This is a genomic window from Mesorhizobium sp. M1A.F.Ca.ET.072.01.1.1 (assembly GCF_004023325.1).
Lineage (GTDB): Bacteria > Pseudomonadota > Alphaproteobacteria > Rhizobiales > Rhizobiaceae > Mesorhizobium.
Genome location: NZ_RZSF01000006.1, coordinates 18,956 through 33,643 on the forward strand (window position 1 = coordinate 18,956; position 14,688 = coordinate 33,643).

Sequence of the window (14,688 nt, forward strand, 5' to 3'; positions counted from 1 at the left end):
TTTCGCCGACGCCTCGTATCCCTACGGCTCTTGGCGGCCGTTTCGAGATGACTGTTACAGGCAAACTATGCCGTAATCCTTTTTCAACCATTAAGCTGGCGCAGGAAGATGGCGGTTCGAGGGCTGAAGGGCCTGACACGATCTCTATCAGCCTCAATTTCGCGGCATCACGCACCATTTTCGCTGTCCGCAGCTGCGGATTTGTTGATGCATGGACGGGCGCTGTGTATTCAGAGGCCTTGGAAAAGAGCGTGATTCGCGTAGCGGGCGCGACAACGTTCGGCCATGACATGTGAACCAGCAGGGATTTCTCCGATGGCCGAGCTCTTCACCCTCTCCGCCCCCGATCTGGCTGCGCTTTTGTGCAGCCGCGTATGCCACGACATCATTTCGCCGGTCGGCGCCATAAACAACGGCCTCGAACTGCTCGATGAAGGCGGCGCCGACGAAGACGCCATGAAGCTGATTCGCCAGAGCGCCAGGAACGCCTCGGCGCGGCTGCAGTTTGCCCGCATCGCCTTCGGCGCCGCGGGCTCCGCCGGCATGATGATCGATACCGGCGACGCCGAGGCCGTGGCCATTGCCTTCCTGAAGAACGAGAAGCCGGAACTTGTCTGGAACGGCGCCCGCGCGCTGCTGCCCAAGAACAAGGTCAAGCTTCTGCTCAATCTCATTCTTGTCGCCAATGCCGCCATACCGCGTGGCGGCAGGCTGGTTGTCACGTTGGAGAACCTCGAGACCGAACCGCGTTTCTCGCTGTCGGCGAGCGGCCCCATGCTGCGGGTGCCGCCGAAATTCCTCGAGCTGCATTCGGGCCACAAGCCCGAGGAGCCGATCGACGCCCACTCGGTCCAGCCTTATTACACGCTGCTTCTGGCGCGCGAGGCGAACATGACGATCTCGATCCATGCAACGGCCGATGAGATCGTGTTGTCGGCAGCCTGAGGCGACAGCCAAGAACAGGTCAAGTATCCATTGTCACTGATCTTGCAGCTGGCAGTGCGATCGAAGCATTGCCTCCCGCCTGGCACTGTAGTGCATCGCAGGCCAAAATCGCGCAAAGCGGTTCTTTGGAAAAACTTTACCTAACCGCTTTTCGGCTTCTTTACCAGATTGTTCTAGGGTGCCTCACGGTTACCGGATTGCCGGTTCGGCAGATGGCAAAGAGGACCCGGAAATGAAACGCTGCCTGTTCGTGGACGACTCGAGCGTCATCAGGAAGGTCGCGAAGCGTATCCTTGGCGGCTCGGACATCGTGGTCTTCGAGGCGGCCAGCGGGCTTGATGCGATCGAGATCTGCTCCGGCGACATGCCCGATGTCATTGTTGTCGACGGCGGCCTGCCGGATATGCAGGCGGTCGACCTCATTCGCCGCATCCGTGCCATCGAAAACCCCGTCAAGCCGCAGATCCTGGTCTCGCTCGTCGAAGTCGATGTCGGCTCGATCATGCGAGCGAAACGTGCCGGCGCCCAGGGTTACCTGCTGAAGCCCTTCAACCGCGCGCAGTTGCTCGAGAGCTTCCGCTTCCTGAAAATCGCGGCCTGAGTTTTTCGACACCCCAAACAAAAACCCGGCCTGAGCCGGGTTTTGTGTGAATTGGCAGAGGATCAGGCGCTGACGCGGATGTCTTCCGGCTCACGCAGCACATAGCCGCGGCCCCACACCGTCTCGATGTAATTCTGGCCGCCGGACGCTGCGTCGAGCTTCTTGCGCAGCTTGCAGATGAAGACGTCGATGATCTTCAGTTCCGGCTCGTCCATGCCGCCATAGAGGTGGTTGAGGAACATTTCCTTGGTAAGGGTCGTGCCCTTGCGCAGCGAGAGCAGCTCAAGCATCTGATATTCCTTGCCGGTCAGGTGCACGCGCTGGCCGCCCACCTCGACCGTCTTGGCGTCAAGATTGACCACCAGGTCGCCGGTGGTGATGACCGACTGGGCGTGGCCCTTGGAACGGCGCACGATGGCGTGGATGCGCGCCACCAGCTCGTCCTTGTGGAAAGGCTTGGTCATATAGTCGTCGGCGCCGAAGCCGAGGCCGCGCACCTTATCCTCGATGCCGGCCATGCCGGAGAGGATCAGGATCGGCGTCTTGACCTTGGAGAGGCGAAGCGTGCGCAGCACCTCGTAGCCCGACATGTCGGGAAGGTTAAGATCGAGGAGTATGATGTCGTAATCGTAAAGCTTGCCGAGATCGACCCCTTCTTCGCCGAGGTCGGTCGTATAGACGTTGAAGCTTTCCGATTTCAGCATCAACTCGATGCTCTGTGCGGTTGCACTGTCGTCTTCAATCAGCAGAACACGCATTTCATTCCCCTTTTCTGCCGCCGGGTCGCGTCACGACCCGTCCCGAACCCGGAGCAGTGATTGCCTGAACAGAAGGTGCCACCGACTGGTTAACAAATCCTAATTTCGTGTCGGTCACGATATCAGATTTTTTAACCCCTTTCTACACCCACTTGAATCTAATAACGAATCGTAGACCCAAATCGCTCATGTACCACATTAATAAGCAAGCCTAAGTGACTCCAGAGACTCGCAGGCCGCGCTTCCTGCCGCTGTCCGGAATTTTTACCCGGCCTTAAGTCCTCGCCCGTATGATTAACAATGCCCGTAAACGAATGGTTACCGCCGGCAAAAATCTTTAGGGCTTTGTTTCCCATAGAGCGGGGGAAAGCCGGTGGAAACGGGCGACGCGTAGGCCTTTCGAGGTCGATGGGACGATATGCAGGTGTGCGTTTTGCGGAGTACCGAGTCATGAAGTCACGTGAAAACCTCGTTCGGCTGAAGCAGTTTCAGGTGAATGAGAAGCGGCGCCAGCTGTTGCAGCTGGACATGATGATCGCCGAATTCGAACGCATGGCCGTCGAGTTGGAGGCGCAGATCGTCGCCGAAGAGAAAAAAGCCGGCATCACCGACATCAATCATTTTGCCTATCCGACCTTCGCCAAGGCGGCACGCCTGCGCCGCGACAACCTCAGGAACTCGCAGAACGATCTTGCCCAGCAGCGAACCATGGCCGAATCATTACTCGGCGAAGCTGAAGCGGAGCTTTCCAAGGCGGAGATGCTGGAATCGCGCGACAGCAAGATCCGCGACACGGAAGTGGGCGGCCGCAGCGCCATGATCGGCTGACCGCCGAACGCAATTGATGCCTCGGAGGACTGCCGGCATCGCCGTGTCGAACCCCGAGCCGAAAAAGCCCAGCCTCCGGCCTAGGGCAGCATCGCCGTCTCATCATCCTGATGGTCCGCCGACGCCCGCGCACGGGCATCCTTGATGTCGGGCGCATGCTCTTCCGCCCAGGACCTGATTTGGCTGAGCAGTCCCGCAAGGTTCTGGCCGAGTTCCGTCAATTCATACTCGACCCTCGGCGGTATGACCGGATAGACCTCGCGCCGGACGAGCCCGTCGCGCTCCAGGACGCGCAGCGTCTGCGTCAGCATTTTCGGCGTGATGCCTTCCAGCTTGCGGGCGAGCTCGCCATTGCGCAGGCGGCCGCGCCGCAACGCGCAAACCGTCAGATAGACCCATTTGCTGGCCAGCATCTCGAGCACCGTATGCGACGGGCATGTGCGCCGGAATGCGTCGTAGCCAAAGGAACCGCTGTCTTCACTATCCATGAGGTATCTATATATCCGAAAGGTGCATACTAGACAAGAGATTGTTACTATCCAAATGATAGCGGCATCAATCAAGCAGGAGACCATCCAATGCGTGCCGTTACCCAGAATTCCGTTGGCGAACCCGACGTCCTCTTCGTCGCCCAACAGCCGGCCCCCTCGCCCAAGGCCAGCGAAGTTCTGGTCCGCGTCAAGGCCGCGGGCATCAACCCGGTCGATGGCGCGGTGCGCGCCGGCTACTTCCCTCTCATCGGCGAGCCACCTTTCATTCTCGGCTGGGATATCTCGGGCACCGTCGAGGCGCTGGGCACCGGCGTGACCGCCTTCAAGGTCGGCGATGCGGTCTTCGGCATGCCGCGCTTCCCCAAGCAGGCCGCCGCCTATGCCGAGTTCGTCGCCACGCCGGTGGACGAGATCGCAGCCAAGCCTGCCGCCATCGACCATGCCCAAGCCGCGGCGCTGCCGCTGGCCGGGCTGACCGCCTGGCAGGGTCTCGTCCGCCACGGCGGCCTGCAATCCGGCCAGCGCGTCCTGATCCACGCCGGCGCCGGCGGCGTCGGCCATCTCGCTGTGCAGATCGCCAAGGCGCGCGGCGCCTGGGTCATCGCCACTGCGAGCCCGGACAAGCTTGATTACGTCCGCTCGATCGGCGCCGATGAGGTCGTCGACTACACCAACGGCGATTTCACCGAACGGGTCCGCGATATCGACCTGGTGCTGGACGCAATGGGCGGTGACCATGCCGACCGGTCGCTGAAAGTGCTGCGCGAAGGCGGCGTGCTGGTGTCGTTGCTCAACGTCCATGATGCGACAAGGGCCAAGGCCGGGGAGCGCAACATCCGCGTCGAGCGCATGTCGGTGGTGCCGGATCGCGAGGGGCTGGTGGAACTCGCCAGGCTAGTCGATGCCAGGAAGCTCGCCGTGCACGTGGCGAAGGCTTTTCCGCTGAACCAGGCAGGTGCCGCCCATGCCTTCCTCGCCACCCGACCGATCGGCAAGGTTGTGCTGACGGTTTGATCAGCGCAGATCCCGGAAGCAAAAGGGCGCGGAGTTCCGCGCCCTTCTTTGGTTTCCGGCAGTCGGAGCCTAGTGGCGATATTGCTGGATCCGGGTCGTGCGCAGCCCGGCAAGGCCATATTCGTCGATCGATGCCTGCCAGGAGAGAAACTCCTCGGTGGTCAGCTTGTAGCGCTGGCAGGCCTCTTCCAGGCTGAGCAGTCCGCCGCGGACCGCCGCGACCACTTCCGCCTTGCGCCGGATAACCCAGCGCCGTGTATTCGTCGGCGGTAGATCGGCTATCGTGAGAGGGCTGCCGTCGGGCCCGATAACATATTTGACTCTAGGTCTAACCAGATCGGTCATCGTACTCTCTACTAAAAACTCAAAGACCCAATCCCCGCCACCGTACCGCCACAGCTTTAAAAATTGCCTAAGCGAAGCCTAATGACTAGGTAAGGATCGTGAACGTCGCGTTAGGTTTTCGTTCGGCATTTGAGATAATCGCGGTCCGGCCCTGATTTTGCCCGGAAATATCGCCGATAAAATCGCTTGAGGAGCCAAGCTGGCGCCGCCGGGATGCTTGACCTATATTCCGGCCATTGGCAGCCAGCGCCACGCAGATTGAAAGAACCATGAACAGCCTCGATCTTCCCGGACGCCCAGAAGACACCCGCGTCGTCGTCGCGATGTCGGGCGGCGTCGATTCATCGGTCGTTGCCGGCATCCTGAAGCGCGAAGGCTATGATGTTGTCGGCGTCACCCTGCAGCTTTACGACCACGGCGCGGCAACGCACCGGGCCGGTTCCTGCTGCGCCGGCCAGGACATCGACGACGCCCGCCGGGTTTCCGAGACGCTCGGGATCCCGCATTACGTGCTCGACTATGAAGAGCGCTTCCGCAAGGCCGTCATCGATCCCTTCGCCGAGAGCTACGTCGCCGGGGAGACGCCCATCCCCTGCGTGTCCTGCAACCAAACGGTCAAGTTCGCGGACCTTTTGGCCACCGCCCAGGATCTCGGCGCCGATGCTTTGGCCACGGGCCATTACATCCGCTCGCGCGCCAATGGCGCGCATCGCGCGCTCTACAGGCCGGTCGATGCAGACCGCGACCAGAGCTATTTCCTGTTCGCCACGACCCAGGCGCAGATCGACTATCTGCGCTTCCCGCTCGGCGGACTTCCCAAGCCGCAGGTGCGGGCGATCGCCGAGGAGATGGGGCTGACGGTTGCCGCCAAGCAGGACAGCCAGGACATCTGCTTCGTGCCGCAGGGCAAGTACTCCGACATTATCGCGAAGCTGAAGCCGGCGGCCGCCAATCCGGGCGATATTGTCCATATCGACGGTCGCGTGCTCGGGCGTCACGAAGGTATTTTGCGCTACACGATCGGCCAGCGCCGCGGCATCGGCATCGCTTCGGGCGAGCCGCTCTATGTCGTCCATCTCGACGCCGACCGCGCCCGCGTCATTGTCGGCCCGCGCGAGGCGCTGGAGACGCACAGGATCTACCTGCGCGCCATGAACTGGCTCGGCGACGGCCCGCTCTCCGATGTTCCGGCCGGCGGGATCGAGCTTTTCGCAAAAGTCCGTTCGACCCGGCCGCCGCGCCCGGCCGTGCTGCATCACCGCGACGGCGTGACCTCGGTCGAGCTGGTCGACGGCGAATCCGGCATCGCGCCCGGACAGGCCTGCGTGCTCTATTCCGATGACGGCGATGAGGCGCGAGTCTATGGCGGCGGCTTTATCGAGCGCTCCGAGCGCGGCGCCGAGGCCGAGGCGATGCTGTCCAGGCTTGCGCAACAGCCCGCGCACGTCCCCGCCTAGTAACCCACGCCTTCAATCGGGCGCTTTGCCTCAGGATTCCCTTTTGTGAACGCGCCTTAAGCGGGCGACCCGCTATGCGCCACCGTCCCAGCCGTCAGGATGCGCAGCACCCGGATCGCTTCCTCGCCGTCGGTGCGGGGTTCGGCGCGCGTCTCGATGCACTGCATGAAGTGGGCGAGCTCGCGCGTCAGCGGCATGCCTTCGCCGACCGCAACGTAGGAAGGCTCGTTGGCGGTGAACGCCCACTGGCCGCTGTCCTGCCAGACAGCGTGCCTGTAGACGGCAAGCTTGCGCTCCCAGGGCTCGACATCGTCGAACACCGCCATCGCCTTGGTTCCGACCACGGTCAGCCGGCGCTCGCGATAGGGATTGAGACGAGAAGCGAACAGATGGCTGCGCACGCCGTTCGGAAAGCGCATGTGCAGATGCGCGAAGTCGCTGAGGTTGTCGAGCAGTGCCGCGCCCTCGCCCCTGACCTCGATCGGCTCGGTGCCGGTGATGGCGAGGATCATCGAGAGGTCATGCGGCGCAAGGTCCCAGAGCGCGTCGTTCTCGGTGTGGAACTTGCCGAGGCCGAGCCGGTGCGAGTGGATGTAGCGCACCTCACCGAGCTCGCCATTGTCGATCAGCGCCTTCAGCGTCTCGAAGGCGGGGTGGAAGCGCAGCACGTGGCCCACCATAAAGACGCGGCCATTGTTCCTGGCCGCCTGCACCGAACGCTCGGCGTCCGCGACCGTCAGCGCGATCGGCTTCTCCACCAGCACGTCCTTGCCGCCCTCGATGGCGCGCAGCGCCATGTCGGCATGGAACTGCGGCGGCAGCGCCATGACAATGGCGTCGACATCGGCGCGCTCGAACAACTGGTCCGGCCCGATCGCCAGGCAGTCCTGCTCGCTGGCAAAGCCTTCGGCGCGGGCACGGTTGACGTCGGAAACGGCATGGAGCGCGCCAAGCGCCTTGAGGGTGCGGATGTGGTTGCTGCCCCAGTATCCGCAACCGAGGACGGCGATGCGCGGCTTCATTCGTTCAAACTCTAGAATTTCGTGGCCGAGACATAGCGACGTGCCCCGTCGAACTCAACCCCGATGCATGCGCTTCAGCGTCTGCCCGGCGCGGCTTTTTCGGGATGAGATTATGCTGATGCGTGCGGCTTGACAGCTTTGCCCTGCCAACCTTATATCCGCGCGACCTTGGCGAACGCCTCGAATTGCCCACGACCGGTGTGGTTCTTCGAGCCTCTTCGCCGCTCCTGGCGGAGTAGCTCAGTTGGTTAGAGCACGGGAATCATAATCCTGGGGTCGGGGGTTCAAGTCCCTCCTCCGCTACCACCTCAACCCATGTCCGGCCCGGATACATATGTCGTGACTTGCTCGGACGCGGCTTCGGTGATTTGCCGGCAGGCGCGGCGCCCAACTCCCTACTGCCCGGGCTTGTGGGAAAGCCGGTCCAGCGCGTCTCGAAGCGCACTGGCGGCACCGCCACGCTCATCGGCGGACATCAGCCCCGGTTCAAGTTCCAGCCTGAAGTGCGGCAGCTCGGTTCGAACAACGCGACAGGCGCCCGCTAGATTGGCCTTGATGACGCGGTAGGTGGCGACGGGATAGGCGATGCCCTTGACCTGGACGTGCCCCATCTCCTCACAATCGATCGTGTCCTTCACTTGCGCAAACGTCTCATAGGAAATGAGGATGGTCCCCGGAGCCGCCTCTTGTTCCAGGCGCGAGGCGAGATTCACGGCGCCGCCGATTATCGTGTAGTCCATCCGGTCCTCGCTGCCGAAGTTGCCGACGGTGCAGTAGTCGGTATGGATGCCGATGCGGCAGCGCAGCGGTGTTTCGATCCCCATGTCCCGCCAGACTTCGGCAAGCTCGCTGATCCGCTTTTGCATGGCAAGCGCCATCTGCACGCAAGCCAGCGCGTCCTGCTTGACGCCGCGCGTCTCAGGGTCGCCGAAAAACATCAGGATCGCGTCGCCGACGTACTTGTCGATCGTGGCACCATGATCCAACGCGATTTTCGACATTTCCGTCAGGTAGTGATTGAGGAGCTGGGTGAGATCCTCGGATTCCATCTTGTCGGTGGTCTCGGTAAAGCCGGCGATATCGGAGAAGCATATGGTCAGCTTCTTACGCTGGCTGGCGATTCTAACGTCTTGGCGGCCGGTGAATATCGAGCTGTACACTTGGGGCGCCAGATATTTGGCCAGCTTGCTGGAAAGCGCTTCCAGGGCAGCGGACTTCTCGGCGAGGTTCTCCTCTCTTTGCTTCAGCTCGGTGATGTCCGAATAGACGGCGACCGTGCCGCCGGCGCTGATCCGCCGCTCGCTTATCATGATCCATCGTCCGTCGCCCCGCCGCTGCACCCATGGTTCGCCGGGGTTACGGTGCCGCCACAGGCGCTCCGCGACCCACTCATCGACCCGACCCTCGGCATCCCTGATGTAGCCACGCTCCGCGGATCGGCGAATGATCTCCTCGAATGCCATGCCGGGGGTTAGCTCTGCCTCCAGACCGGCGTATAGCAGTTCGCGGTAGCGGCTGTTGCTAAGGACAAGCCAGTCCTCTTTGTCATAGAGAGCGAAACCTTCGGAAATGCTTTCGATGGCATCGACCAGCCGCTGACGCGCTTCTGCAACGTCGCGCAGGTTCTTTTCCTCGACCTCGACAGCGGTATCCCGGAAGAGGCTCAGCGCCTCGGCCATGCGCCCGATTTCGTCGCTGCCCGCCGCCGGCAGCGGCGCACGAAGGTCGCCGCCCGCGATCGCGAGCATGCCCTGACTCACCGCTCCCAGACGGGCGAGTAGGCTGCGGTCGACATAGAGCCAGACGACCAGAACCGAGCTCAACAGGCTGAGAAAGGCAGAGCCGAGGACAACTCCGGTGCCGTAGCGCTGGACGAGCGCGGCTTCGCGACCGGAGGCAGCGATCTCGCGGTCCGCTGCGGCGACAAGACGGTCGACGGCTGCGGTCAGACTGCGCGACAGCCGATTGTTTTCGGCCAGAAGTTTTTCGCCCTGCGCGAGGACCGCAAGCTCCTCCTCCCGTGCCTTCGGGATGCTGCTCTCACCATCGGTGAGTGCCTCGAACTCGTCCACCCGCAGCCGAAAACGGGTTTGCAGCTTTTCGTCGATCTCCGAGGAAGCCGTTTCCAGAGCGGCAAGCGAGCGGTGCAGCGGAAACAGGATCAACGCCAGGTCGCCTCGCGTCGGCGCGGTCGCGGCCTTCACCAGCGCGTCGTTGACCGCCGAGATCTCCAGCAGCGCCTTCTGCTGGGGGATGTAAGCCGCAATCGCGTGGACCATGTCGGCCATTGCCGCTGCGCGTCGATCGGGCGACAGCGACGTATCGGCCGCGACCGCCCGCCATTGCGGGAGCCTGGAATCCATCACCACGATGCCGGTGGCCAGAAGGCGTTGGCTGCCGGTCGTCGTCGCGGCGAGGCGGTTCAGGAGTTCCTCCTTGCGGGCGACCACATCGAGGCGGGCGACAACAAGAGAGTCGAGCTCCTTCAGGTTGCGCCTCAAAACAACCGCAGCTTCCTCGATCTCAGCTAAAGGCACTGTGCCCAGTGTAGCATCTCTGAGATCCGTACGCAGGGCCTCGAGGCGGGACATCTCTAGCGCGACGGCCGCCGAGACCTTGCTGTGCTGAGCCCTGCTTGTCGCCGCCAGCACCGATGGCGCGGCAGCGGCGACCCGTTCGGCCTGGCGCGACAGTTGGAGGGAGGCCAGCGCCGATGGCACCCGATCCCTGGTAATTCGGTCGACGACGTCGCCGACTTCGAGGAAGGCATAAAGCGCCGCGGCGGTAGCCAGCACCGCAAGGCCGCTGATCCCGAAAAAGGCGAGCAACAGCCGACCGCGTATACCGAGGCGTTCAAGCATCGTGGGGAGTCGGAACAATCCAGCCACACTGGTCTGCATCAGACTAGACGTCTCAGCGTCACGCCGGCGTTCGGCGCACTCTATTCAACCGGCACGTACTCCCCGCCCCGCCAGACGTACCAAACCCAGCTCTGCCTCGTGAGGTCGCCCTTGGCGTCGAAATCGACCCTGCCAATGACGGTGTCGAATTGCTGTTCGCGCAGTGCCGCTATGACCGCCTTTGGCGCCAGCGAACCTGCCTTCGCCACCGCCTGGGCCCAGACCTGCACCGCGCAGTAGCTCAACAGCGTGTAGCCCGCGGGCTCGAAGTTTTGCGCACGGAACTGCTCCACGATCGCGGCCGCGCCGGCGTTTCGCCGCGGGTCCGCCGGGAAGGTGAACAGGGTTCCCTCCGCCGCTGAGCCTGCGATCAGGGCGAATTCCTCGGTAGCCAAAGCATCTCCGGATATGAGCTGAAGCGTGTAGTCCCGGTCGCCTGCAGCGCGAGCGATCAGCGCAACGTCGGCATGATACCCGCCTACATACAAGGCCGAAATGCCGGCGGATTGCAACGCAGCGACCTCGGCTGAATAGTCGTCCTTCCCAGGCCTGTATGCGTCGTAAAAAGCTTCAGTCACGCCCCGTTTGTTCAGCTGCTTCCTGGTCTCGTCGGCGAGACCCTTCCCATAGGTCGAATTGTCGTGAAGGATTGCGATCTTCTTGTCGTCCCAGTGATCGGCAAGGTAGTTGCCGGCGATGAAACCCTGCGCGTCGTCGCGACCAATGGTGCGGAAGACATTGCCACGGCCCTGTTCGGTCAGCTGCGGATTGGTCGAGCCTGGGGATATTTGCACGACGCCCGCCGCCTCATACACTTTTGATGCGGGGATCGAGGCTCCAGAGCAATAATGCCCGACGACGAGCACCACCCCGTCGGCCACCAGCTTCTGGGCGGCCGCGACCGCCTGCTCGGGATCGCAGAAATCGTCGACCGAGATCAGCCTCACCTTCTGGCCGAGCACGCCACCCGCCGCGTTGAGGTCGGCCACCGCCCTCTCCGCGCCGCGTTGCCCCTGCTCGCCGATCCAGGCAAGCCGCCCTGTCATCGCAGACGAGACCCCGATCAGCACTTCAGCCCTCGCGGAACTGAACACGGCCGCCAGAACTAGGATCGCTAGGGCGATGACACGGTGCATGTTTGCACCCCCTGTGGACAACAGCTTACGCTAATCCAGTCTGCCCCGACAGCCCCTTCGGTAAGCGCGAGTGCCTCGGGATGTGACGCGAAAACAGCGTCCTGGCGCATCGGCCTGACGCTAGACCAAATCGTGGGGCATGAGCGCGCTGGGCCACTCAAGCCTGTTTTCAAGTCTTGTTTGCCTGCAGGAAATCGCCGGGTATGGTTTGGGACCTCTTGTTCTATCTTCGGAAGCAGGCGCGGGTAAGACGGCGTGGCGCATAGTCCTCTGGTTTCAATCGTGGTTCCTGCGCACAACGCCGAGGCAACGCTGGCGCGCGCACTCGATTGCCTTCTCGGTCAGGATATAGCGGATTGGGAGGCGATCATCGTCGATGACGCCTCCACGGATCGCACCCCCGCGATCATCGCCGGTTATGTTGAGCGCGATGCCCGATTTCGCACATTGAGCTCTTGCGCGCACAGCGCCGCCGGCGCGCGCAACAGCGGGATTTCGGTCGCGCGCGGCCAATGGCTCATGTTTCTGGATGCGGACGATTGGGTGGATGCCAGCTTCCTTGCAAAAATGCTGGCCGCTCTGAAAACCGCTCCCGATGCGGTGGCCGCCTATTGCGGTTCTCGGCGCGTGATGCCCGACGGCGAGTTGACCCCGTCGAGCATCTCAACAGAGGTTGCGATCGAGCCCTTCGAAACTTTCGCGCGCCGGTGCGCCATCCGCACTCACGCGCTGCTGGTCGATCGGAAGACAATTGTCGAGTTGGACGGTTTCGATGTGTCGCTGCGCACCTGCGAGGACTGGGACCTGTGGCAGCGTCTCGCACGTCTGGGCAAACGTTGGGTGATGGTCGACGAGCCTCTCGCTTTCCATCGGGTCAGCCCCAACTCGCTCTCCTGCAATTCGACGCAGATGCTGGCACATGCGGAAATCGTGATTGCCCGCGGCTTTTCTCCTGATCCCAGGGTCGAACACCCGGCATCGGCTCACGCCAATGGAGCGATCGACGCGAACGGCTGCTCCGCTGCCGAAGCACTCGCGTGGTTCGCGCTGTGGAACGCCGCGTCGGATTGCGGCCGCGGCGCCTGCTCAATCGACGCGCAGTCCCTGCGCGCGCTCCCGGCAGCGCGCAAATGGGCGCGTGAGATCGCCAGGGTGGTCTTCGATGGCCTTATGGCAGGAAGCCTGTCGGTGCCAGCGCAATTGGCTGCCAGGTGGGACAGGTTCGGTGGCCCCCTCACCGAGTTGATCGTCGAACTCGGCAGGGTCTGGGACGATCCCGCAGCGGGTCGCCGCGTCCAGTATCACCTTGAGCAAATGCTTCTCGACTCCGACGATCTCGCCGCGCCGCGCAGATTGGCGCGGACACTGGGAATTCGCGTCGACGCTGGAAATCCGGCCTCCACCGCACTGCCGGAAGGAATCGATCGAATTTATGCGTATCTGATGATGGACGGCCGCATCGAGGCTCGCGTGCAGTTCGGGGCGCTTGGGAAAGTGACAAGGAGCCATTGGATTGAGTTGGCCTCGCAGAGCGGCGTCGCCGACAAGTCAAACGTGTCTGCAGTTGCCGGGGCATCGTTGTCCATGGCGGAGCCTCCGTTCGATCCGGACAGCCACTTCGGCAAACTGGCGCGATTGGCCGCGGACGCGCAGGAACTGGTTCGGTCGAGCGCCGAACCTGCAGAGCCATTTGCGGCACCGCGCCCTAAACCGGCCGCGGATGACAACGGTACTGATCGCACGTCGTTCTGGAATCGCCGTTTCGCGACTGAGGATCCCTGGAACTATCGTTCGCCCTATGAGCAGGAAAAGTATGAGCGGCAGCTCGAAATTCTGCCTGCCGGTCTCATCGGACGGGCGCTTGAGCTGGCCTGCGCGGAGGGCCACTTCACGCGGCAGCTGGCGCCGCGTGTCGGCCATTTGACCGCAACTGACATCTCCAGCATAGCCGTCGAGCGGGCGCGCGCGCGATGCAGCGATCAGCCGAATGTCGACTTCGGCGTACTGGATTTCTCCGCGGAGACCCTTCCGGGCGAGATGGATCTGATCGTCTGTTCGGAAGTGCTCTACTACCTGGACGATCTCGCTGAGTTGCGGCGCATCGCCAAGAAATTTGTTGAGGCGTTGACGCCTGGCGGCAGTCTCGTCAGCGCACACGCATTCGTGCTCCGAGACAATGTTGAGAGGACGGGCTTCGACTGGAACACATTCGGTGCACAAGCCATCTCGGAGACGCTGGCGGCGACCGAAGGCCTCGTCCTCGAGCAGTCGATCCAGACCGAGCTCTATCGCATAGACCGCTTCCGCCGGCTGTCACCGGACGGCGTGGCGACGGACCCGGTGATTGATCATGTGCCAATCCAGGCGCCCATCGGTGTTGGAGTCGCGCGAAATATCGTCTGGGGCGGGGCACGGGCCTTGCGCCGCGACGTCGCGCGCAGCGAGCGGCGGCAGCATGTCCCTGTCCTCATGTACCACGGCATCGCCGATGATGGTCCAGCCGCGCTCGCCCGTTTTCGGCTCACGCCCGCCGCATTCGACCGACAGATGGCATGGCTGCGCGCCAATGGCTTTCACGCCATCACGTCCGAGCAACTGGGATGGTCCATCGCCAACCGTGAACCTTTCGTTGGCCGCCCGGTGCTCATCACCTTCGATGACGGCTTCCAGAATTTTGCCGACCATGCTTGGCCGATCTTGCGCGCGAACGACCTGACCGCGGAAGTGTTCCTGGTAACGGACTTGGTAGGGGAAAGTGCACGGTGGGACATCGACAGCGGTCCGCCGACGCAGCTTATGGACGCTGGGACGGTGCGACGTCTCGCCGGCGAAGGTGCGTTCTTCGGAAGCCATCTGGCGACGCATCGCGCGATCGATGGTCTGTCGAGTTCTGATTTGGCCGCCGAGCTCCTGCGCTCTCGCATGTTCGTCGAACGGTGGACCGGTCGGCCAACCACGGCGTTCGCGGCACCCTTCTCTGTCACCGACCGACGGCTTGGCCGGCTGGCCAGGGAGTGCGGCTATCGGATCGGCTTCGGCGGCAAACACGGGCCGGCGGATCTCGATTGCGATCCCATCGACCTTCCGCGCATCGAGGTTCGCGGGGATCGCTCGCTCGAAGACTTTGTTGCGCGTGTCGAGGCCGTGCTCGGATGAACGGTGAACAACCGGGTTCTGCTTTTTTATCGGTG

At 62.7% G+C, this 14,688-nt stretch carries 14 protein-coding genes and 1 tRNA gene; 8 read left to right on the forward strand and 7 right to left on the reverse strand.

Annotated elements, in window-relative coordinates:
• Window positions 1–47 precede the first annotated feature (47 nt).
• The 3 genes from EOA32_RS01830 to EOA32_RS01840 all read left to right on the forward strand — a co-directional run bounded on the left by EOA32_RS01830 (window position 48) and on the right by EOA32_RS01840 (window position 1,546).
• A complete protein-coding gene (locus tag EOA32_RS01830) occupies window positions 48–296 on the forward strand; it encodes a hypothetical protein (RefSeq protein WP_128370682.1) in 249 nt (82 codons plus the stop codon).
• 19 nt (window positions 297–315) lie between these two features.
• On the forward strand, window positions 316–945 hold the full coding sequence (locus tag EOA32_RS01835; RefSeq protein WP_067326376.1) for a histidine phosphotransferase family protein: 630 nt from the start codon (window positions 316–318) through the stop codon (window positions 943–945).
• A gap of 232 nt (window positions 946–1,177) precedes the next feature.
• Window positions 1,178–1,546, forward strand: coding sequence for a response regulator (locus tag EOA32_RS01840; protein WP_066994154.1), 369 nt, complete (start codon window positions 1,178–1,180; stop codon window positions 1,544–1,546).
• A 62-nt stretch (window positions 1,547–1,608) separates the two neighbouring features.
• Here the strand turns inward: EOA32_RS01840 and ctrA are convergent, their stop codons facing one another.
• Window positions 1,609–2,304, reverse strand: coding sequence for a cell cycle two-component system response regulator CtrA (gene ctrA, locus EOA32_RS01845; protein ID WP_006203583.1), 696 nt, complete (start codon window positions 2,302–2,304; stop codon window positions 1,609–1,611).
• A gap of 450 nt (window positions 2,305–2,754) precedes the next feature.
• Between ctrA and EOA32_RS01850 the strand changes: the two genes are divergently transcribed.
• Window positions 2,755–3,132, forward strand: a complete 378-nt coding sequence (locus EOA32_RS01850; RefSeq protein WP_066994149.1) for a flagellar export protein FliJ — start codon at window positions 2,755–2,757, stop codon at window positions 3,130–3,132.
• A gap of 80 nt (window positions 3,133–3,212) precedes the next feature.
• Here the strand turns inward: EOA32_RS01850 and EOA32_RS01855 are convergent, their stop codons facing one another.
• On the reverse strand, window positions 3,213–3,620 hold the full coding sequence (locus EOA32_RS01855; RefSeq protein WP_066994146.1) for a helix-turn-helix domain-containing protein: 408 nt from the start codon (window positions 3,618–3,620) through the stop codon (window positions 3,213–3,215).
• A gap of 90 nt (window positions 3,621–3,710) precedes the next feature.
• Here EOA32_RS01855 and EOA32_RS01860 point away from each other — a divergent pair, with 90 nt between their 5' ends.
• The gene (locus EOA32_RS01860) at window positions 3,711–4,637 is read left to right on the forward strand and encodes an NADP-dependent oxidoreductase (protein WP_095830672.1); all 927 of its coding nucleotides are present in this window, start codon (window positions 3,711–3,713) and stop codon (window positions 4,635–4,637) included.
• Window positions 4,638–4,706: 69 nt separating this feature from the next.
• On the opposite strand, the gene EOA32_RS01865 is transcribed toward EOA32_RS01860, so the two are convergent.
• Both EOA32_RS01865 and EOA32_RS01870 read right to left on the reverse strand, forming a co-directional pair.
• Complete coding sequence (locus EOA32_RS01865) at window positions 4,707–4,982, reverse strand: DUF1153 domain-containing protein (RefSeq protein ID WP_006203587.1); 276 nt, start codon at window positions 4,980–4,982, stop codon at window positions 4,707–4,709.
• Window positions 4,983–5,067: 85 nt separating this feature from the next.
• Window positions 5,068–5,253, reverse strand: a complete 186-nt coding sequence (locus EOA32_RS01870; protein WP_127246013.1) for a hypothetical protein — start codon at window positions 5,251–5,253, stop codon at window positions 5,068–5,070.
• Between EOA32_RS01870 and mnmA the strand changes: the two genes are divergently transcribed.
• Window positions 5,252–6,439, forward strand: a complete 1,188-nt coding sequence (gene mnmA, locus EOA32_RS01875; protein WP_128370683.1) for a tRNA 2-thiouridine(34) synthase MnmA — start codon at window positions 5,252–5,254, stop codon at window positions 6,437–6,439. The two genes, EOA32_RS01870 and mnmA, sit on opposite strands and share 2 nt — an antisense overlap.
• A gap of 56 nt (window positions 6,440–6,495) precedes the next feature.
• Here mnmA and EOA32_RS01880 read toward each other — a convergent pair whose 3' ends face one another.
• Window positions 6,496–7,461: a Gfo/Idh/MocA family oxidoreductase gene (locus EOA32_RS01880; RefSeq protein ID WP_095777253.1), complete on the reverse strand. Its 966-nt coding sequence runs from the start codon at window positions 7,459–7,461 to the stop codon at window positions 6,496–6,498.
• A 229-nt stretch (window positions 7,462–7,690) separates the two neighbouring features.
• Between EOA32_RS01880 and EOA32_RS01885 the strand changes: the two genes are divergently transcribed.
• A tRNA-Met gene (locus EOA32_RS01885) sits at window positions 7,691–7,767 on the forward strand.
• A gap of 89 nt (window positions 7,768–7,856) precedes the next feature.
• Here the strand turns inward: EOA32_RS01885 and EOA32_RS01890 are convergent.
• Window positions 7,857–10,322: an adenylate/guanylate cyclase domain-containing protein gene (locus EOA32_RS01890; RefSeq protein ID WP_095830674.1), complete on the reverse strand. Its 2,466-nt coding sequence runs from the start codon at window positions 10,320–10,322 to the stop codon at window positions 7,857–7,859.
• 80 nt (window positions 10,323–10,402) lie between these two features.
• Window positions 10,403–11,497 (reverse strand): branched-chain amino acid ABC transporter substrate-binding protein, encoded by a 1,095-nt coding sequence (locus EOA32_RS01895; protein ID WP_095781228.1) that lies wholly within the window; start codon window positions 11,495–11,497, stop codon window positions 10,403–10,405.
• Window positions 11,498–11,779: 282 nt separating this feature from the next.
• On the opposite strand from EOA32_RS01895, the gene EOA32_RS01900 reads away from it, so the two are divergent.
• The gene (locus EOA32_RS01900) at window positions 11,780–14,653 is read left to right on the forward strand and encodes a trifunctional glycosyltransferase/class I SAM-dependent methyltransferase/polysaccharide deacetylase (protein ID WP_245499118.1); all 2,874 of its coding nucleotides are present in this window, start codon (window positions 11,780–11,782) and stop codon (window positions 14,651–14,653) included.
• The last annotated feature ends 35 nt before the right edge of the window (window positions 14,654–14,688 follow it).

Coding starts and splice junctions, on each gene's coding strand:
- ctrA (WP_006203583.1), bottom strand. CDS start 2,304: ATGCGTGTTCTGCTGATTGAAGACGACAGTGCAACCGCACAGAGCATC.
- EOA32_RS01860 (WP_095830672.1), top strand. CDS start 3,711: ATGCGTGCCGTTACCCAGAATTCCGTTGGCGAACCCGACGTCCTCTTC.
- EOA32_RS01880 (WP_095777253.1), bottom strand. CDS start 7,461: ATGAAGCCGCGCATCGCCGTCCTCGGTTGCGGATACTGGGGCAGCAAC.
- EOA32_RS01830 (WP_128370682.1), top strand. CDS start 48: ATGACTGTTACAGGCAAACTATGCCGTAATCCTTTTTCAACCATTAAG.
- EOA32_RS01865 (WP_006203587.1), bottom strand. CDS start 4,982: ATGACCGATCTGGTTAGACCTAGAGTCAAATATGTTATCGGGCCCGAC.
- EOA32_RS01895 (WP_095781228.1), bottom strand. CDS start 11,497: ATGCACCGTGTCATCGCCCTAGCGATCCTAGTTCTGGCGGCCGTGTTC.
- EOA32_RS01835 (WP_067326376.1), top strand. CDS start 316: ATGGCCGAGCTCTTCACCCTCTCCGCCCCCGATCTGGCTGCGCTTTTG.
- EOA32_RS01840 (WP_066994154.1), top strand. CDS start 1,178: ATGAAACGCTGCCTGTTCGTGGACGACTCGAGCGTCATCAGGAAGGTC.
- EOA32_RS01890 (WP_095830674.1), bottom strand. CDS start 10,322: ATGCTTGAACGCCTCGGTATACGCGGTCGGCTGTTGCTCGCCTTTTTC.
- EOA32_RS01850 (WP_066994149.1), top strand. CDS start 2,755: ATGAAGTCACGTGAAAACCTCGTTCGGCTGAAGCAGTTTCAGGTGAAT.
- mnmA (WP_128370683.1), top strand. CDS start 5,252: ATGAACAGCCTCGATCTTCCCGGACGCCCAGAAGACACCCGCGTCGTC.
- EOA32_RS01855 (WP_066994146.1), bottom strand. CDS start 3,620: ATGGATAGTGAAGACAGCGGTTCCTTTGGCTACGACGCATTCCGGCGC.
- EOA32_RS01870 (WP_127246013.1), bottom strand. CDS start 5,253: ATGGTTCTTTCAATCTGCGTGGCGCTGGCTGCCAATGGCCGGAATATA.